General features: G+C 58.9%; 13 protein-coding genes and 5 pseudogenes. 4 read left to right on the top strand and 14 right to left on the bottom strand.

Features of this window, described 5'->3' with window-relative positions:
- Positions 1-61 precede the first annotated feature (61 nt).
- The 8 genes and pseudogenes from JZM24_RS00880 to xerD form a co-directional block, all read right to left on the bottom strand.
- Positions 62-787, bottom strand: coding sequence for an ABC transporter permease (locus JZM24_RS00880; protein ID WP_215669952.1), 726 nt, complete (start codon positions 785-787; stop codon positions 62-64).
- On the bottom strand, positions 787-1,503 hold the full coding sequence (locus JZM24_RS00885) for an ABC transporter permease (protein WP_215668260.1): 717 nt from the start codon (positions 1,501-1,503) through the stop codon (positions 787-789). Before JZM24_RS00885 ends, JZM24_RS00880 begins: the two co-directional genes overlap by 1 nt.
- A 36-nt stretch (positions 1,504-1,539) precedes the next feature.
- Positions 1,540-3,006, bottom strand: a complete 1,467-nt coding sequence (locus JZM24_RS00890) for a M20 family metallopeptidase (RefSeq protein WP_312884860.1) — start codon at positions 3,004-3,006, stop codon at positions 1,540-1,542.
- Positions 3,007-3,410: 404 nt separating this feature from the next.
- The gene (gene lysS, locus JZM24_RS00895; protein WP_215668262.1) at positions 3,411-4,931 is read right to left on the bottom strand and encodes a lysine--tRNA ligase; all 1,521 of its coding nucleotides are present in this window, start codon (positions 4,929-4,931) and stop codon (positions 3,411-3,413) included.
- A 9-nt stretch (positions 4,932-4,940) separates the two neighbouring features.
- Positions 4,941-6,039, bottom strand: a protein-coding gene (prfB, locus tag JZM24_RS00900; protein WP_215668263.1) for a peptide chain release factor 2 whose coding sequence is annotated in 2 segments (ribosomal slippage) — positions 4,941-5,963 and positions 5,965-6,039 — 1,098 coding nt in all. Because the reading frame shifts where the segments join, the coding sequence is not laid out codon by codon here.
- 112 nt (positions 6,040-6,151) lie between these two features.
- Positions 6,152-7,882, bottom strand: coding sequence for a single-stranded-DNA-specific exonuclease RecJ (recJ, locus tag JZM24_RS00905; RefSeq protein ID WP_220098798.1), 1,731 nt, complete (start codon positions 7,880-7,882; stop codon positions 6,152-6,154).
- 237 nt (positions 7,883-8,119) lie between these two features.
- Positions 8,120-8,536 (bottom strand): annotated as a pseudogene (gene dsbC, locus JZM24_RS19335) (bifunctional protein-disulfide isomerase/oxidoreductase DsbC); the annotation flags it as partial.
- A gap of 149 nt (positions 8,537-8,685) precedes the next feature.
- Positions 8,686-9,585: a site-specific tyrosine recombinase XerD gene (gene xerD / locus JZM24_RS00915; RefSeq protein ID WP_215668265.1), complete on the bottom strand. Its 900-nt coding sequence runs from the start codon at positions 9,583-9,585 to the stop codon at positions 8,686-8,688.
- A 101-nt stretch (positions 9,586-9,686) separates the two neighbouring features.
- Here xerD and fldB point away from each other — a divergent pair, with 101 nt between their 5' ends.
- The gene (gene fldB, locus JZM24_RS00920; protein WP_215668266.1) at positions 9,687-10,205 is read left to right on the top strand and encodes a flavodoxin FldB; all 519 of its coding nucleotides are present in this window, start codon (positions 9,687-9,689) and stop codon (positions 10,203-10,205) included.
- Positions 10,206-10,245: 40 nt separating this feature from the next.
- Here fldB and JZM24_RS00925 read toward each other — a convergent pair.
- Together JZM24_RS00925 and sdhE are read right to left on the bottom strand one after the other, a co-directional pair.
- Positions 10,246-10,658: pseudogene (locus tag JZM24_RS00925) on the bottom strand (protein YgfX).
- Positions 10,639-10,905, bottom strand: a complete 267-nt coding sequence (sdhE, locus tag JZM24_RS00930) for an FAD assembly factor SdhE (protein WP_215668267.1) — start codon at positions 10,903-10,905, stop codon at positions 10,639-10,641. Before sdhE ends, JZM24_RS00925 begins: the two are co-directional and overlap by 20 nt.
- A 210-nt stretch (positions 10,906-11,115) precedes the next feature.
- Here sdhE and ygfZ point away from each other — a divergent pair, with 210 nt between their 5' ends.
- Positions 11,116-12,102, top strand: a complete 987-nt coding sequence (gene ygfZ / locus JZM24_RS00935) for a tRNA-modifying protein YgfZ (RefSeq protein WP_215668268.1) — start codon at positions 11,116-11,118, stop codon at positions 12,100-12,102.
- Between the two features lie 144 nt (positions 12,103-12,246).
- Here the strand turns inward: ygfZ and trhA are convergent, their stop codons facing one another.
- A complete protein-coding gene (trhA, locus tag JZM24_RS00940; protein ID WP_215668269.1) occupies positions 12,247-12,897 on the bottom strand; it encodes a PAQR family membrane homeostasis protein TrhA in 651 nt (216 codons plus the stop codon).
- A gap of 210 nt (positions 12,898-13,107) precedes the next feature.
- Here trhA and JZM24_RS00945 point away from each other — a divergent pair.
- Positions 13,108-13,347 (top strand): annotated as a pseudogene (locus tag JZM24_RS00945) (HD domain-containing protein); the annotation flags it as partial.
- Positions 13,348-13,467: 120 nt separating this feature from the next.
- A complete protein-coding gene (locus tag JZM24_RS00950) occupies positions 13,468-13,920 on the top strand; it encodes a hypothetical protein (protein WP_215668270.1) in 453 nt (150 codons plus the stop codon).
- A gap of 45 nt (positions 13,921-13,965) precedes the next feature.
- Here JZM24_RS00950 and gcvP read toward each other — a convergent pair.
- The 3 genes and pseudogenes from gcvP to gcvT form a co-directional block, all read right to left on the bottom strand.
- Positions 13,966-16,766, bottom strand: a pseudogene (gene gcvP, locus JZM24_RS00955) (aminomethyl-transferring glycine dehydrogenase).
- Between the two features lie 84 nt (positions 16,767-16,850).
- On the bottom strand, positions 16,851-17,246 hold the full coding sequence (gene gcvH, locus JZM24_RS00960; protein WP_215669953.1) for a glycine cleavage system protein GcvH: 396 nt from the start codon (positions 17,244-17,246) through the stop codon (positions 16,851-16,853).
- Positions 17,247-17,272: 26 nt separating this feature from the next.
- A pseudogene (gcvT, locus tag JZM24_RS00965) lies at positions 17,273-18,373 on the bottom strand (glycine cleavage system aminomethyltransferase GcvT).
- Positions 18,374-18,480: the final 107 nt, after the last annotated feature.

Here is an 18,480-nt window from a genome sequence, read left to right on the forward strand (position 1 = left end):
TCTGGTCAAAATTGCCAACGAAAATATCGCCGGGGCGATATGAAATCATGTCTTGCCACCCTCAGGAGGCAGGGCGCGTATTTTTCACGTAAGACAGGCTCTGTTGCGGCCGCAAGTGCGGCGTCAGCCGATATTCCAGCCATTGCAGCAGGCGGGTCAGAATGAGATTGATCGCCAAATACAGCGCCCCCGCCACCAAAAATACTTCGAGCGCGCGGTAGGTTTCAGCAATGATGCCGGCAGCAATGCCGGTTATCTCCATCAGGGTAATAATTGACGCCAGCGAGGTGGATTTAACCATGGAAATCATTTCGTTACCGTAGGCGGGCAACGCCTGGCGCATCGCCACCGGCAAAATAATACGGCGGAACACCTTTTGCCGGGTCATGCCGCAGGCATAGGCGGCTTCAATATGGCCTCCCGGCACCGATAACAGGCCACCGCGGATGATTTCGCTGGCGTAAGCGGCGGTGCACAGCGTCAGCGAAAACAGTGCGCACCAGTAAGGCTCGCGCAGAATAGGCCACAGCACGCTTTGCCGTACGGCGGGGAATTGCCCCATGCCGTAATAAATGAGAAACATCTGCACCAGCAGCGGCGAGCCGCGAAAGGCAAAGACGTAAAGGCGGGCAATGTTATCGAGGATCCACACGCCGCTCAGGCGCATCAACGCCAATAGCAGAGCGAGGAAAAAACCTAGCGCCACCGAGCCAATCGCCAGTTCCAGCGTTAACGGCACGCCCGGCAACAGCTGCATGAGTGTGCCACGTAAAAATTCAATGTTCATCAGCATGTCGCACACCGTGAGTAGTGATGTTCCGCCTTACGCAGCGACCAGCCCGACAACGCAGAGATAAGCAGATACAACAGCGCGGCGGCGATATAAAAATCAAACGGTCGGCCAGTCGAGCCAGAGCCGGTCTGAGCCTGGGTCAGCAATTCCGCGACGCCGGTAACCGAGATAAGCGCCGATTCCTTTAACACCAGCTGCCATACGTTACCCATGGCCGGCAGCGCAAATCGCAACGTAAGCGGCGCGATAATGCGGCGCAGCCGGGTCGCGCGCACCATGCCGCAGGCCACCGCCGCCTCCAACTCGCCGGGAGAGATGGCCCGGTAGGCGCCGCGGAAGATCTCGGTCTGCTGGGCGCCGGCGGTGATCACGACCGCCAGCATGCCGGCCAAAAAGCCGGGAAAGGCGATAAAACCCTCCGCGTGGAACAGCCCGCCGAGGGCACTCAACAGGCTACTGCCGCCAAAGTAAAAAAGGTAAATCACCAGCAGGTCGGGAATGCCGCGCAGTACCGTGGTATAGATGTCGCCGGCGATGCGTAGCGGCGCATTGCCGGCGATTTTGGCCCAGGCGACCAGCGCTCCGATGACCGCGCTGAGCACAAAGCCGAACAGTGAAAGCGCAATGGTCACCGCCATGCCCGACAGCAGCATGGCGCCCCAGCCGTGTTCGCCGAAGCTGACCAATTGCCAAAAGTTAATCGTTTGCATGTTGTTATCCGTTAAGCCTGCAGCGGGTGGCGCGCATCACTCATTGTCGGGGAACGGCGGTGTTACGCCCTCGGGAATTGGGTTGATGAACTCAACGCCGGCAAGCCTGGCGCGATGTTCTGCCTTTGCCTGCGCAATGAATTCCGGGTGCTGTAGCAGATCGACGGCGGTACTGGCCGTAATCTTGGCGGCATGGATCATCCCTTTATGGGCCACGGCGGCTTTGCCCTGCGCAACCAATTGCCATGAATGCCCCGGCGTGCCGATGGCGTAGGTGGCGCCATAAACCTGCACGGTCGGCACTACCCAGCTCACGCTACCCACATCGGTCGAGTCGACCATGTCGCTATAGGGACGCCGCAGCGGCAACACGAAATCGCACAGCGGACGTTGATAATCCACCGCCAGGCCATAGCGATCATAAGCGCTTTTCATATCGTCCTGAGAGAGGGTTTTCTGGAAACGCGCGGCATAAGCGCGGTCCGCGTCATCGAAAGGCGGCGGTCCCAGCAATTCCAGATGCGCCTGCATGCGCGCTTCCAGCGGACCGTTGCCGATAAGATTGGCATCACCGATCAGCACCTGACTGCTGAAGGTGGTCTCGATCATCAACGCCGCGCCGGCGGCGATGTTGTCGACCCGCTTAACCAACTGCTGCAACGCCGGCAATTCGCGCGCGCGGATCAGATAGCGTACCGTTGCCCGCGCCTGCACAACATTAGGAGAATGGCCGCCGGTATCGGTTACTGCATAATGGATCCGCGCCGAACTGGGCATATGCTCGCGCAGGTAATTGACGCCGACGTTCATCAGTTCGACCGCATCCAGCGCGCTGCGGCCCAGGTGCGGGCTGGCGGACGCATGAGCGGCCCGGCCGCTAAAGTGGTAGTTAATTTCATTACAGGCCAGGGAGTTGGCCTCTATCACGCCGCTAAAAGCGTTGGGGTGCCAGCTGATGGCGATGTCCACATCATCGAACACCCCCGCGCGTACCATAAAACCTTTGGCGTAGCCGCCCTCTTCCGCCGGACAGCCATAGAATCGCACCCGTCCCGGCAGCTGATGGACGGCGAGAAAATATTTCACCGCGCTGGCGGCCTGTAACGCCGCGCTGCCCAGCAGATTATGACCACAACCGTGACCGTTACCGCCCGCCTGCACCGGCCGGGGTTCCGCGACGTCCGCCTCCTGGCTGAGACCCGGCAGGGTGTCATACTCGCCGAGGATGGCAATGACCGGTCCTCCTTGTCCGGCTTCACCGACCATGGCGGTCGGGATACCAGCGATGCCGCGCTCGATGCGAAACCCTTGCTGTTGCAGCATCGCCGCGATTTGTGCCGAAGAGTGCACTTCGTCGTAATTGAGCTCGGGCGTGGCCCAAATGCTGTCGCTTAAAGCGCAAAATGGCGCGCGGCTGGCCTCGACGCGTGACCAGATCTCTTCCAGTGTGTGGCTGTCCGGCTGTGAGGTTGACGGGGTTGCTACCGGAGTGCTGGCGTCCACATTCATTACCTGGTGACCTCTAAAATAAATAAAGGGGAAATTATTAGAATTACTAGCAAGATGCAGGCCAATGCGACCCCATTCGGTAAGCGCGCGCGACGGGGGATATCGCGGGGCAATGACCTGCCGCCAGCACTTATTGAACCAAATAAGTGCAACCCGGGCAGTTATTCGCACCAATAATGTGCAAACGATGACACAGAAGCATGCCCGGGGGCGAAGCCGTGACGCGCCAGCAATAGCGCAGAATTAGCGGGCAAAAAGAAGCATTACGGCAGCGGCGGGAAGCTCATTAACACACTTAATGGCGTACCCACAAAGAGCGCCATCATGCGGCGGGATGTGCCGCCATGGTGCATTGATGACAGACGGGGCGGACACGCTTGTTATCCGCCCCTGAAAGGCTATTTTTGCGGGCGCAACGCCGGGAACAGGATCACGTCGCGTATGGTATGGCTATTAGTTAACAGCATCATCAGGCGATCGATACCGATACCCAACCCGGCGGTCGGCGGCAGGCCGTGCTCCAGCGCGGTGACATAGTCCTCGTCATAAAACATCGCTTCATCGTCGCCGGCGTCTTTGGCCTGGGCCTGCTCGGCAAAGCGCGCCGCCTGATCTTCGGCATCGTTAAGCTCGGAGAAACCGTTTCCGATTTCGCGCCCGCCGATGAAGAATTCAAAACGATCGGTAAAGAACGGATTGTCATCATTGCGGCGCGCCAGCGGCGAGACTTCCGCCGGGTAGGCGGTGATGAAAGTCGGCTGAATGAGATGGCTTTCCGACGTCTCTTCAAAAATCTCGGTCTGCACCCGCCCCAGGCCCCAGCTTTTGTCAACCTTAATGCCCAGTGACTCGGCGATGGCGGTGGCGGAAGCAATATCGTCCAGCGCCTCCGGCCGGGTCTCCGGGCGATAATGGCAGATGGCCTCTTTCATGGTCATCTGGGTAAACGGCTTGCCGAAATCGAAGGTTTGATCGCCATAGTACACCACGCTGCTGCCGAGTACCCGCTGCGTCAGGGTGCGGAACAACGTTTCCACCAGCACAATCAGGTCGCGGTAGTCCGCATAGGCCATATAGAGTTCCATCATGGTGAACTCGGGATTATGGCGCGGCGATAAGCCTTCATTGCGGAAATTGCGGTTGATTTCAAAGACCCGCTCAAAGCCGCCCACCACCAGCCGTTTCAAATACAGCTCCGGCGCGATACGCAGATACATATCGATATCCAGCGCGTTATAATGGGTGATGAACGGACGCGCCGCGGCGCCGCCTGGGATGGTTTGCATCATCGGCGTTTCCACTTCCATGAAATCGTTATCCATCATAAAACGGCGAATTTCCGCCATAATGCGCGAACGCACTTTGAAGGTTTGGCGTGATTCATCGTTGGCGATCAAATCAAGATAGCGCTGGCGATAGCGGGTTTCCTGATCGGACAGGCCGTGGAACTTATCCGGCAGCGGACGCATCGCTTTGGTCAGCAGGCGAATTTCGCTACAGTTTACCGACAGCTCGCCGGTGCGGGTTTTAAATAATTTGCCGCGCGCGCCCAGAATGTCGCCGAGGTCCCATTTTTTGAACTGCTCGTTGTATTGTCCTTCCGGCAAATCGTCGCGGACGACGTAGAGCTGAATTTTCCCGCCCACGTCCTGCAGGGTAGCGAATGAGGCTTTACCCATAATACGGCGGGTCATCATGCGCCCGGCAATGCTGACCTCAATGTTCAACGCTTCCAGTTCTTCATTACTCTTCTCGCCGTAGCGGGCATGGAGCTGGTCGGATACGTCATCCCGGCGGAAATCGTTTGGAAAAGCAATACCCTGCTGACGCAACTGGCCGAGTTTCTCCCGCCGCGAACGCAGCTCGTTATTCATATCCAGCGCCTGAGGGGCACCGTCCTGTGAGTGTGATTCAGACATATGGGTTCCTCATAGCCCTGCTTTAAGACTGGCTTCAATAAATTTATCCAGATCGCCATCCAGCACCGACTGAGTGTTGCGCGTTTCCACGCCGGTACGAAGATCCTTGATGCGGGAATCGTCCAGCACGTATGAGCGGATCTGGCTGCCCCAGCCAATATCGGACTTGGTATCTTCCAGCGCCTGCTTTTCCGCATTCTTTTTCTGCAGCTCGAATTCATACAGCTTGGCTTTCAGCTGTTTCATTGCCTGATCTTTGTTTTTATGCTGCGAACGGTCGTTCTGACACTGGGTGACGATATTGGTCGGCAAATGGGTAATACGCACCGCGGATTCAGTCCGGTTAACGTGCTGGCCGCCGGCGCCGGAGGCGCGATAAACATCGATGCGCAGATCCGCCGGGTTGATGTCGATATCGATATCGTCGTCCACTTCCGGGTAAACAAAGGCGGAGCTGAACGAGGTGTGGCGCCGGCCGCCGGAGTCAAACTGACTCTTGCGCACCAGGCGATGCACGCCGGTTTCGGTCCGCAGCCAACCATAGGCATAGTCGCCGATAATCTTGATGGTCACCGATTTGATGCCGGCTACTTCCCCTTCGGACTCTTCGATAATTTCGGTTTTAAAACCGCGCGATTCCGCCCAGCGCAAATACATTCTGAGCAGCATGCTGGCCCAGTCCTGCGCTTCGGTGCCGCCCGACCCGGCCTGGATATCGACGTAGCAGTCGGCGCTGTCGTATTCGCCGGAGAACATACGGCGGAATTCCAGCTGGCCCAGTTTGGCCTCAAGACCGTCCAGTTCAGCCTGGGTTTCGAGAAAGGTCTCTTCGTCGTCCTCTTCCACCGCCAGCTCTAACAGGCCGGCAACGTCCTCCAAACCCTGGGTAAGCTGGTCGATGGTTTCAACAATCGCTTCCAGCGACGAGAGCTCTTTTCCCAGCGCCTGCGCGCGTTCAGGCTCATTCCAGACGTCGGGCTGTTCCAGCTCGGCGTTTACTTCTTCAAGACGTTCTTTCTTGAGATCGTAGTCAAAGATACCCCCTCAGAACGGATGTCCTTTCCGACAGGTCCTGAATACGGTTTTTTACCGGATTAATTTCAAACATGGATTAATGTGCTCATTGACGAGAAGGAATGCGTGTTAACCCGCTATTCTAACGGATCCGCGCCGCGGAAGGTAGTAGCCGTCGCCATCGGATTGGCGACGGCGGCGGTGGTCTACAGCGGCCAGATATGCTGTATCAAAAGCTGCAGGGAGCGGTTACCGCGAAACTCGTTAACCTCCAGCCTGTAGGCCAATTCGACGGTATGCACGCTATTGTCAGGCCACAGCCGCGGGTCGATATTGAAAGCGATACCATCCAGCATGGGGCCTCCCGCCACGGGTTCGAGCAGCAGTTTCAGGTGTTTCTCTCCCACCAAACGCTGATTAAGCACGCGAAACCGCCCGTCAAACAGCGGATCCGGAAACCCCTGCCCCCAGGGACCGCCGTCACGCAGCAGCTCGGCGGTGGTCAGCGACAACTCCTGGCCGGCCAGCTCGCCATCCGACCAGATCACCCCTTCGAGCATCGCGGGATCGAGCCACTCATCCACCAATGCGGCGAAACGCTGGCGAAAACGCTCGAACTGCGCCTGCTCCAGCGTCAGGCCGGCCGCCATGGCATGGCCGCCAAATTTCAGTATCATACCGGGATGCAAGGTGTCCAGCCGCTCAAGCAGATCGCGCATGTGCAAACCGGCCACCGACCGTCCCGATCCTTTCAGTACGCCCTCACCCGCGGGCGCAAAGGCAATAACCGGCCGGTGGAAACGCTCTTTGATACGCGATGCCAGAATGCCCACCACCCCCTGATGCCATTGCTCATGGTAGATAGCCATCCCAAAGGGCATCGTCTGCTCGTCGCGCGCCATTGACTGGCACAGCGCCAGCGCTTCCGCTTCCATTCCCTGTTCGATTTCACGCCGGGTTTGATTGAGGGCATCGAGCTCCGCCGCCAGCATGCGCGCCTGCGGCAGATCCTCGCTCAGCAACAGCGCGACCCCGACCGACATATCGTCCAATCGCCCGGCGGCGTTGAGGCGCGGTCCCAATGAGAAACCCAGATCGCTGGCGCACAACCGGGTAATGTCGCGATTGGCCACCTCCGCCAGCGCGCGGATGCCGGGACGGCAACGGCCGGCGCGAATGCGGCTTAGCCCTTGATGCACCAGGATACGGTTGTTGGCGTCCAGCGGCACCACGTCCGCCACGGTGCCCAGCGCCACGAGGTCCAGCAGTTCTGCCAGTTTGGGGGCCGCTATGCCCCGCTGTGTAAACCAGCCTCTGTCGTTGAGCCGCGCGCGCAGCGCCAGCATCAGATAAAACGCCACCCCGACGCCCGCCAGGGATTTCGAGGCGAAGGTGCAGTCGCGTAAATTGGGATTAACGATGGCGTCGGCGGCCGGCAAAGTCTCGCCAGGAAGGTGATGATCGGTGATGAGCACCGGGATGCCTTTGTCATGCGCAAGAGTGACGCCGGCATGGGAAGAGATGCCATTATCCACGGTCAGGATAAGCTGCGCGCCGCGCGCCGCCGCCTGCTCCACCACCTCGGGGCTAAGACCGTAGCCGTCCTCAAAGCGATTCGGCACCAGGAAATCTATCGTCTGTGCGCCCATTTGTCGCAGCGCCAGCACCGTAAGCGCGGTGCTGGTCGCGCCGTCGGCATCGAAGTCGCCGACCACCATTATTCTGCGCTGATCCGCCAGAGCGCGCACCAGCAGACTCACCGCCTGCTCGATGCCGGTCAGGGGATGATAAGCCAGCAACCCGCGCGCGCCCCGCTCCAGCTCACCGACGGCACAGACGCCACGTTGCACATACAATCGTTTCAGCAGCGGCGGGATATCCGCCTCGGCCAGTACAGCGCTATCGCCCAGCGGACGCCGACGCAATTCCGTTGTCATATTCACTGCCGTGTTAACCGCCCATTGCCTGATCCGATCCTTGTTGATCCAGGATAGCAGCCAGCTCTTTCGGGCTTTGATAGCTCGGGATGAGGGTCCCGTTGTCCAGCAATAACGCCGGCGTACCCTGGATGCCATATTGCACGCCGAGCGTATAGTATTTGCTGATATCGATGTCGCAGTGGCGGCCGGGACGTTGCCGCCGTTCATTGTCCGGTTAAAGGCACCTTTCGGGTTGGCGCTGCACCACACCGACGCCATGTCCTTCTCCGTTTGGGAATTCAGCCCCTGACGCGGAAACGCCAGATAGCGGATAGTGATCCCCAGCGCGTTATACTCTTTGATTTGTTCGTGCAGCTTGTGGCAATAACCGCAGGTGATGTCGGTGAACACCGTTACCACGTGCTTTTCCTGCGGCGCTTTGAAGATAATCATCTCCTTTTGCAGGGCGTTGAGGCGCTTGCTGAGAAGCTGATTGGTAACGTTGACTGGATGGTTGCTACCCACATCATACAGCGGGCCTTGAATGACATGGCGACCGTCGTCGGAGACATACAATACACCGCTTTCGGTCAAGACGGTTTTCAGCCCGGCGACCGGGGACGGCTGAATGTCGGCGCTATGAATGCCGAGGCGCGACAGAGAATGCTTGATGCCGCGTCGTCAGCGTGGACGAGCGGGGAAAGGGCCAGCGCTATAAAGGATAGCAGTACCAGGCTTTTGTTCACATTTTAATCCTTATTTAAACACCCGGGTCGGGGTCGGCGCATGCATACGCCTTGAATTCATTTCAACGCCACCGCTCAGGCGCGGGGATGATGCTGCTGGTGGATAAGCTTCAATCGTTCAGTGGCGACGTGGGTATAGATCTGTGTCGTCGAAAGATCGCTGTGTCCCAGCAGCAGTTGCACCACGCGTAAATCCGCCCCGTGATTCAGCAAATGGGTCGCAAAGGCGTGCCGCAAAACATGGGGGGAGAGCCGCTCGCTGTTAATGCCCGCCAGAATGGCATAATGTTTAATGCGATGCCAGAACGTCTGGCGGGTCATCTTGCGGCTGCGGTTGCTGGGAAACAGTATGTCCAGGCTTTGACCATGGGTCAGCGCCGGACGGCCATGTTCCAGATAATACTCAATCCAGTATACCGCCTCTTCCCCAAATGGCACCAGCCGCTCCTTATCACCTTTACCAATCACCCGCACCACGCCCTGCCGCAGGCTGACGTCCGACAGGGTCAACCCGACCAGCTCGGACACCCGCAAACCGGTGGCGTAAAGCACCTCCAGCATCGCCTTATCGCGCAATTCGACGGGATCGGCGATAGTGGGCGCCGCCAGCAAATCACCTACCTGGGCCTCGCTGAGATCTTTGGGCAGACGCTGCGGTAATTTGGGCGCCAAAATGCCGGCGCTGGGATCGTCGCCGCGCCGTTTTTCCCGGTACAGATACTGAAAAAAACGGCGCGTGGCGCTGAGCAGCCTGGCGGAGCTGGTGGCCTTGTAGCCGTGATCGAGACGATCGGCCAGAAAGGCCTGCAAATCCGCCGAGCTCGCGTTCAAACTGTCGCGTTGCTGGGATTGCAGCCAGGCCGCGAGCGCCTGCATGTCGAGGCGATAGGAGGCCAGGGTGTTTTCCGCCAGGTTGCGCTCCAGCCACAGGGAATCAAGAAACTGCTCAATAATGACGTCATCCGGTCGTTCCATAACTGACTCCTGTACGGGGCGGCAGATGACATTATGCCTGACATACCGTCAAATCTGGTACACTTGACGCCATTAGGTTGTTTGCAAGAGTAACACGAGAGATGAAAGTCGGTTTATTTTATGGCTCCAGCACCTGCTACACCGAGATGGCCGCCGAGAAAATCCGCGATATTCTCGGGCCGGAGCTGGTCGATTTGCATAACGTAAAAGATGTCCCGGCGCAGCGCATGATGGAGTACAGCATCCTCATCCTCGGCATCCCCACCTGGGACTTTGGCGAAATTCAGGAAGATTGGGAAGCCCTGTGGTCAGAGCTCGGCACCCTTCAACTGGACGGTAAAATCATCGCGCTCTACGGGATGGGGGATCAGTTGGGCTACGGCGAGTGGTTTCTGGATGCACTGGGCTATCTTCATGATGTGCTTAAGCCGCAGGGCGCCAGATTTATCGGCTACTTGCCTACCGATGGCTACGAATTCACCAGTCAGAAAGCCGTCACCCCCGCCGGCGACCAGTTCGTCGGGCTGGCGCTCGACGAGGTCAATCAATATGATTTGAGCGAGCACCGACTGCAACAGTGGTGCGAGCAGATCCTGGGGGAAATGGCGGCGTTGCTGTAATCCGGCGCGGGCCTGAATTCCGCCGCAGGCACCCGCTACGCTAGGACCAGGCCTGACGCGCCAGAAACTGGCGCAGGTGGCGAAATTCTCGGCCGTCCATGCTGTCTGCCGCCAGAAATAACCGACGGCGCCGTTTGCCGCCCGCTTTGCGCAGGCTGAGCAGCACGCCGCGCCGCCCTTGAGCATCCAGGCTTTGCGGGTGAAGATCCACTCCTCGCGATGCCATTGAATACTGTTGTCGCTCATTAACACCAGTTCGCCGCGGCACGACATAATGTTGCGCTGGATGCGGATACATTCAAACACCACCACCAGTACCAGCGTCAACCATACCAGTCCGTAATTTTCCGGCCAGGGCGAGAGTAAAATCAGCATAATCAGGATCCCGTAAAACGCCAGCGAGCAAAGCTGAGTGCGCCAGGAGACCAGAATATCACATCGCCAAAGGGACACGGGCTTTGTTTCGCGTCTGAATCAGGGTAATAATCTGCCGCATCTCGCCGTCGTCCGGCTGGCCGTGGTTCATCAGCCAATTGAACAAATCGGGATCGTCGCACTCCAGCAGCCGAATAAAGCGCTGCTTATCCTGGTCATCCAAGGCGTCAAAATCGTGTTCAAAGAACGGCATAATGGCGATATCCAGCTCGCGCATGCCACGGCGGCAGGCCCAGTGGATCCGCGCTTTGTTGGTAATATCCATCTAAAAATTTCCCCTTATAACCGCTACGCTCGCGGCTAGTTTACCCCGTTTCACCCGGGGGCATGAGACAAAACGACACATTTCGCTACATTATGCGCTATTTATTCCATACCGGGCACGTATCGCTAAACTCGCAGGTAAGATCCGCTTGCAAACCCCTCGCGGTCTTTTACCATTAGGCTATTGTCAGACTACTGATAGGACTGTCCCATGTCATCTCAAGTTCCTTTTCCTCCGCGTCTGCCGTCGCCCGCAAGCCACCTGCCGCTGACGCTCATTTCTCTGGAGGATTGGGCATTGGTCACGCTTAACGGCGCGGACACCGTAAAATACCTGCAGGGGCAGTTGACCTGCGATGTTGCCTCACTGGACGCCGATCGCTTTAGTTTCGCCGCCCATTGCGATGCCAAAGGCAAAATGTTCAGCTATCTGTGCGTATTTCATCACCGCGAGGGGATGGCGTTTATCGAACGACGCAGCGTGCGCGATAGCCAGCTCGCCGAACTAAAAAAATACGCCGTGTTTTCGAAAACGACCATCGCCGCCGACGATGACGCGGTTTTGCTGGGCGTGGCAGGTTTCCAGGCGCAGGCGGCGCTGGGCGGACTCTTTACCAGCTTGCCCGATGCGGCTCAGCCGGTAGCGCACCATCAGGACACGACGTTGCTGTATTTCAGTCTGCCGGCGCCGCGCTATTTGTTGATAACGACGCCGGCCGTGCGCGCCGCCTTGCAGCACAAGCTGGAAGGCCAGGCCCAGCTCAACGACAGCCAGCAATGGCTGGCGCTGGATATCGAGGCGGGCTATCCGGTTATCGACAGCGCCAATGGCACGCAGTTTATCCCGCAGGCGGCCAATGTACAGGCGCTGGACGGCATCAGCTTTAACAAAGGCTGTTACGCGGGCCAGGAGATGGTGGCGCGCGCCAAGTATCGCGGCGCTAACAAACGCGCCCTGTACTGGCTGGCGGGCAAAGCCAGCTATCCTCCCGCCGCCGGCGACGATTTGGAACTCAAGATGGGCGACAATTGGCGGCGGACCGGTACGGTGCTGGCGGCCTGTCAGTTGGAGGACGGCAGCGTCTGGGTGCAGGCGGTGTTGAATAACGACCTGGCACCCGACAGCCTGCTGCGCGTGCGCGACGACAGCGCCGGCGCGTTGTCCGTGCAGCCGCTACCGTACGCTATCGGCGAGTAAGCGACGCGCGCCAGTGGCAACGGGACAGGGCCAACAGACCCGCCCGGCCGCCGCAGACTGTCGTTTGAAAACCACCCCCGGAGATACGGGCGCGGTACCGGCCCCACTTTACGTCCATGGGGCATAGCGATAAACCACCGCGGTTTACGTGACAAACAGATAAATCGCCAGAAAGTGGCAAACGGTTCCCCCCAATACGAAGCCATGCCATATCGCATGGTTGAATGGTATTCGTTCCCAAACGTAGAAAATCACCCCCAGCGAGTAAATCACGCCACCGGCGGCCAGCAGCGCGACGCCGCCGGCGGGCAACCGTTGTAGCAGCTGATAAATGAGCACCAGCGACAGCCAGCCCATGGTCAGATAGGTAATGATGGAGATGGCGCGAAAGCGATGCGCAAACACCAGTTTTAACATGATGCCGACCGCCGCCATCAGCCAGATGACCACCATCAGCCATTTGGCCAGCGGCGAGGCCAGACCTATCAGCAAAAACGGCGTATAAGTACCGGCGATGAGCAGATATATTGCGCAATGGTCCAGCTTCTTCAGCCAGCGTTTGAGCGGCGGATGGGGAATGGCATGATATAACGTCGACGCCAGATAGAGCAGAATCATACTACCGCCATAAAGGCTGTAGCTAGTCAGCGCAAGGGCGTTGGCGCCCGCCTGCCCTGCCTGATTAAGCATCAGCACCAGGCCGACAATACCAAAGATCACCCCCACGCCGTGGCTGACGCTATTGGCGATTTCTTCCGCCAGAGAGTAGCTTTTGGCTAATGGTTTGTTTCCCATAAATTTTCTGACCTCTGCTTAAAGATATCTCCGTCCGTGGGCTTGCAGTGTATAGGGTAATCGAGAGGCAACTGAGTGTACATGTGTACGCTGAAAATACACGGTGAAGATTTGTAAAGCCGCGCCGTTCAAGGCGAAGCTATATTAGTCGAGTTCGTGCGCAAATTGGCCTACACTAGGCCGTTCAATTAGATTATGCTGGGGAACCTGATGGCTGTAACCTCTTCCGCGCTGGCATTCGGTGAACTGACCGATGTCGTCGCTTTTATCATCGAAATCGATAAGCTTAAAAACATACAACGCCGTACCAAAGTGCTCACTACCCAGCGGCAAGAAAACACCGCGGAGCACAGCTGGCACTTTGCGGTCGCGGCAATGACGCTTGCTCCCTATGCCGATGACGGGGTGGATATGACCCGCGTGACGCAAATGGCGTTAATCCACGATATGGCTGGCTGAAGTAGCGGCCGGGCCGGAGAGGGAGCACAGTTAAGGGTTGGCGGATGTCATGACGTCGGCGCCATCAGCGTTCATCACCCACGGCCGGCGCCTGAACCGCACGCAGCCGCCGTGGGCAAAGATCACGCCGCCGGCGCTATCAGCATTCATCACTCACGGCCGGCGCCTGAACCGCACGCAGCCGCCGTGGGCAAAGATCACGCCATCGGCGCCATCAGCATTCATCACCCACGGCCGGCGTCTAAACCGCATGCAACCGCCGTGGGCAAAGATCACGCTATCGGCGCTATCAGCCTTCATCACCCACCGCCGGCGTCTGAACCGCACGCAGCCGCCGTGGGCAAAGATCAGGCCATCGGCGCCATCAGCATTTATAACCCACGGCCGGCGTCTGAACCGCATGCAACCGCCGTGAGCAAAGATCACGCCGCCGGCGCTATCAGCCTTCATCACCCACCGCCGGCGTCTGAACCGCACGCAGCCGCCGTGGGCAAAGATCACCTCGCCGGCGCCATCAGCCTTCATCACTCACGGCCGGCGGCCGAGCGGTGGTTACCGCTCTGATGCCGGCCGTCCTGGGCATGTGGCCGCTACACGCGGTCAAGACGCTTACTGATAATCGCTCAATGGCACGCACGAGCAAAACAAGTTTCGGTCGCCATAAACATCGTCCAACCGTTTCACCGCCGGCCAATATTTATCGCCATACCCTGCCGGGAACGCCGCAGTCTGACGATCGTACGGATGGCGCCACTCGCCGGCCAGACGCCGTCCGCCACTTGCTGGATTTCGGCGCGGATCGCCAGCATTGCGTCAATGAAGCGATCAAGCTCCAGCTGGCTTTCCGATTCGGTCGGCTCGACCATCAGCGTGCCGGCTACCGGGAAAGACATGGTCGGCGCGTGGAAACCGTAGTCGATCAGGCGTTTGGCGATATCCATTTCGCTAATGCCGGTGGCCTCTTTCAGCGGCCGGATATCCAGAATACATTCGTGCGCCACGCGGCCGTCACGGCCGGTATACAGCACCGGATAGGCCTGCTGCAACCGGGTGGCGATATAATTGGCGTTGAGAATGGCCACCTGGCTGGCTTGTTTCAACCCTTCCGCGCCCATCATCCGAATATACATCCAGCTGATAGGTAAGATCGACGCGCTGCCGAACGGCGCCGCGCTGACCGCCCCCTGGCGGGTAAGCACACCATCGAGCTCCACCACCGAATGGCCCGGGACGAACGGGGCCAGATGTGCTTTCACGCCGATGGGACCCATGCCCGGACCGCCACCGCCGTGGGGGATACAGAAGGTTTTATGCAGGTTGAGATGCGACACATCGGCGCCGATATAACCAGGCGAGGTAATCCCCACCTGCGCATTCATGTTGGCGCCGTCCAGATAGACCTGGCCGCCGTACTGATGCACTATCTGGCACACTTCACGGATGGTTTCTTCATAGACCCCGTGGGTCGAGGGATAGGTCACCATAATGCAAGATAGCTGCTCGCCGGCCTGTTCGGCTTTGGCGCGCAAATCGTGCAAATCAATATTGCCATTCTTGTCGCAGGCCACCACGGTGACCGACATGCCGGCCATCTGCGCCGACGCCGGATTGGTGCCGTGGGCGGAGCTGGGGATCAGACAGATATGACGCTCGCCCTGATTGCGGCTCTCATGATAACGACGAATGGCCAGCAGGCCGGCATATTCGCCCTGGGCGCCGGAGTTCGGCTGCATGCACAGGGCATCATAGCCGGTCAGTTGGATAAGCCAGCGCGACAGCTGGGCGATCATTTGCTGATACCCCGCCGCCTGTTCAGGGGGGCAGAAAGGATACAGCTCGGCAAACTCCGGCCAGGTAATGGGGATCATCTCGGCGGCGGCGTTGAGCTTCATCGTGCAGGAGCCGAGGGGAATCATCGCCTGATCCTTGCGCTCCAGCCGGTGCATATAGCGCATCATTTACGTTTCGCTATGGTAGCGGTTGAACACCTCGTGCGTCAGGATAGGCGTGGCGCGCAGCAATGCCGGCGGGATCACCTCGTCGCATCCGGCATCCAGCGCGTCGATAGCCAAGGTGCCAGCAGCCCCCGTCACCACCTGCCAGAGGGTTTGCACATCTTCGCGCACGGTCGTTTCGTCAAGGGTGATGCCCACCGCGCCGTGAATGTCGTTGCGCAAATTGATCCCGGCGGCGTCGGCGCGCGCCAGCACGCCCGCTTTATCGGCCACCTCGACGGTCAGGGTATCGAACCAGCGATCGTGCCTGAGCGTCAGTCCGGCGTCGCGCAGCCCCTGCGCCAGAATTGTTGTCAGCCGGTGAATACGCCCGGATATGCGCTTGAGCCCCTGCGGACCGTGATAGACGGCATACAGACCGGCGATATTGGCCAGCAGCACCTGCGACGTGCAAATGTTCGAGTTCGCCTTCTCGCGGCGAATGTGCTGCTCGCGCGTTTGCATCGCCATGCGCAAAGCCGTATCTCCGGCGGCGTCGCGGGAAACACCGATAATTCGGCCCGGCATGGCGCGCTTCATTTCGTCGCGGGCGGCGAAAAACGCCGCGTGCTGGCCACCGTACCCCATCGGCACCCCGAAGCGTTGCGACGAGCCGAATACCACATCGGCACCCTGCTCCCCAGGCTCCGCCAGCAGCACCAGCGAGAGCATATCCGCCGCCACGCAGCTGATAATTTTGCGGCGCGCGAGTTCGGCCATCATGGCGCGATAGTCGTGTAGTTCACCGGTGGTGCCTACCTGCTGCAACAGCACGCCAAACAGGTCGGGATGCTCCAGCGCCGCCTGTGCCTTATCGATGACCAATTCAAAGCCAAAAGTACCGGCGCGGGTGCGCAGGACATCCAGCGTTTGCGGATGCACGTCGTCGGCGACGAAAAAGCGGTTGGCCTGCTTCAGTTTACTGTCGCGTTTGGCGAGCGCCATGGCTTCGGCCGCCGCGGTAGCTTCATCCAGAAGCGAGGCCGAGGCGATATCCAGACCAGTCAGATCCAACGTTAGCTGTTGAAAATTAAGCAACGCTTCCAGCCGCCCCTGGGACACTTCAGGCTGGTATGGCGTGTAGGCCGTGTACCAGCCGTGGTTTTCCAGCATATTGCGCAGAATGACCGGCGGCGTCACCACCGCCCTGTAGCCCATGCCGATAAAGGATTTGAAGCGCTGATTTTGACGGGCGATAGCCTTCAGCTCCGCCAGGGCTTGCGCTTCCGTCGTCGCGTCGCCCACGGCGGGCGCAGCGGCAAGCTGAATGTCCGCCGGCACGATTTGGGCGATAAGCCCCGCCAGGGAATCGCTGCCCACGGTGGCAAGCATATGCGCCTGTTGCGGCGCGGAAGGGCCGATATGACGCGTGATAAAGGCGTCATGATGTTCAATCTGGCTAAGAGTCTGGGTCATGGACAACAATTCCTGCATCGGGCATGGGACCGGAAAAAGGTAAGCGCAAGGTGCGCCCCGGCGGTCGCGGCCGTGGCGTCGGCGTTATTCGTCTTCTTCGTCAATGGCGGCCTGATAAGCGGCTTCGTCGAGCAATTCGTTCACTTCGCTGTCATCGGTCGCCTTGATTTTGAACAGCCAGCCATCGGTGTAAGGCGCGCTGTTGACCAGTTCCGGCGACGCTTCCAGATCATCGTTCACCGCCACAATTTCGCCGCTAATAGGCGCATAAATATCCGACGCGGCTTTCACCGATTCCGCCACCGCGCAATCTTCGCCGGCGGAAAACGTAGCGCCTACCTCGGGCAAGTCCATAAACACCATGTCGCCCAACAGTTCCTGGTCATGCTCGGTGATCCCGACGCAGTAAACGCCATCGCCTTCATGAAGCACCCACTCATGGGATGCGGTATATTTTAGTTCTGTCGGCACATTGCTCATCGCCATCCTCACTCTGACAAAGTTAGTTATTGCGCAACCGCTTTACCGGCGCGCACAAAACCGGGTTTAGTGACCTTAACCAGCATTTCACGGTTACGGATCAAGACTATCGCCTGCTGGCCGATACCGGCCGGCACCCGCGCCAGCGCAATGCTGACGCCCAGCATCGGCGAAAACGAGCCGCTGGTGATAATCCCTTGCTGCATGTTACCGGCAGCGTCGGTAACATGGACCGGCAGGCCGTTACGCAATACGCCTTTTTCAGTCATCACCAGTCCGACCAATTGCTCGCCGTCGCCGTCGGCGCGCTGGGCCTACAGCGCCTCGCGTCCGATGAAATCGCGCTCCTCCGGCTGCCAGGTGATGGTCCAACCCATATTGGCCGCGAGCGGAGAGATCCCCTCATCCATTTCCTGACCGTAAAGGTTCATCCCCGCTTCCAGCCGCAAGGTGTCGCGCGCGCCGAGGCCGCAGGGCTTCACGCCGGCCGCCAGCAGTTGCCGCCAGAAATCGGCAGCCTGGGTTGCCGGTAACGAAATCTCGTAGCCAGCCTCGCCAGTATAGCCGGTGGTGGCAATAAACAACTCGCCGGCCTGAACGCCAAAAAACGGTTTCATTCCGCTTACCGCCTGCCGTTGTTGCAGGCTAAATAGCGTTTGCGTCTTGCTTTGCGCCTGCGGCCCCTGCACCGCGATCAGCGCCAGATCGTCGCGCACGGTCACCGTCACTTGATAAGGCTCGGCGTGGCGGGTGATCCACTCAACGTCTTTAGCACGGGTCGCGGAGTTGACAACCAGGCGGAATTCGAGTTCGGAAAGGAAATAGACGATAAGGTCGTCTATCACGCCGCCGGACGCGTTAAGCATGCCGGTGTAAAGCGCTTTGCCGGGCACCGTCAGCTTGGCGACATCGTTGGCCAGCAGATGGCGCAGAAAATCGCGGGTGCGCGGTCCGGCTAAATCGACAATAGTCATGTGCGACACATCAAACATGCCGGCATCGCGCCGCACCTGATGATGTTCATCCAGTTGGGAACCATAGTGGAGCGGCATCATCCAGCCGTGTAAATCCACCATTTTGGCGCCGCACGCGAGGTGCTCTTCATACAGCGGGGTCTGCTGAGCCATCTTTTCTCTCTTTCTCAATGGGAAGACAGATAATTACCGAAGCGCGCAAACCCCTTGCCCTGGCGGGTAATGAGGGTGTACGCAAACGATACCTTCTGGGCAGAAGT

The organism is Candidatus Sodalis endolongispinus (assembly GCF_018777395.1).
Lineage (GTDB): Bacteria > Pseudomonadota > Gammaproteobacteria > Enterobacterales > Enterobacteriaceae > Sodalis_B > Sodalis_B endolongispinus.

Excerpts from the sequence above, each read along its gene's own strand:
- JZM24_RS00880 (WP_215669952.1), bottom strand. The coding sequence starts at position 787 with ATGAACATTGAATTTTTACGTGGCACACTCATGCAGCTGTTGCCGGGC.
- JZM24_RS00885 (WP_215668260.1), bottom strand. The coding sequence starts at position 1,503 with ATGCAAACGATTAACTTTTGGCAATTGGTCAGCTTCGGCGAACACGGC.
- lysS (WP_215668262.1), bottom strand. The coding sequence starts at position 4,931 with ATGTCTGAATCACACTCACAGGACGGTGCCCCTCAGGCGCTGGATATG.
- recJ (WP_220098798.1), bottom strand. The coding sequence starts at position 7,882 with ATGACAACGGAATTGCGTCGGCGTCCGCTGGGCGATAGCGCTGTACTG.
- xerD (WP_215668265.1), bottom strand. The coding sequence starts at position 9,585 with ATGGAACGACCGGATGACGTCATTATTGAGCAGTTTCTTGATTCCCTG.
- fldB (WP_215668266.1), top strand. The coding sequence starts at position 9,687 with ATGAAAGTCGGTTTATTTTATGGCTCCAGCACCTGCTACACCGAGATG.
- sdhE (WP_215668267.1), bottom strand. The coding sequence starts at position 10,905 with ATGGATATTACCAACAAAGCGCGGATCCACTGGGCCTGCCGCCGTGGC.
- ygfZ (WP_215668268.1), top strand. The coding sequence starts at position 11,116 with ATGTCATCTCAAGTTCCTTTTCCTCCGCGTCTGCCGTCGCCCGCAAGC.
- trhA (WP_215668269.1), bottom strand. The coding sequence starts at position 12,897 with ATGGGAAACAAACCATTAGCCAAAAGCTACTCTCTGGCGGAAGAAATC.
- gcvH (WP_215669953.1), bottom strand. The coding sequence starts at position 17,246 with ATGAGCAATGTGCCGACAGAACTAAAATATACCGCATCCCATGAGTGG.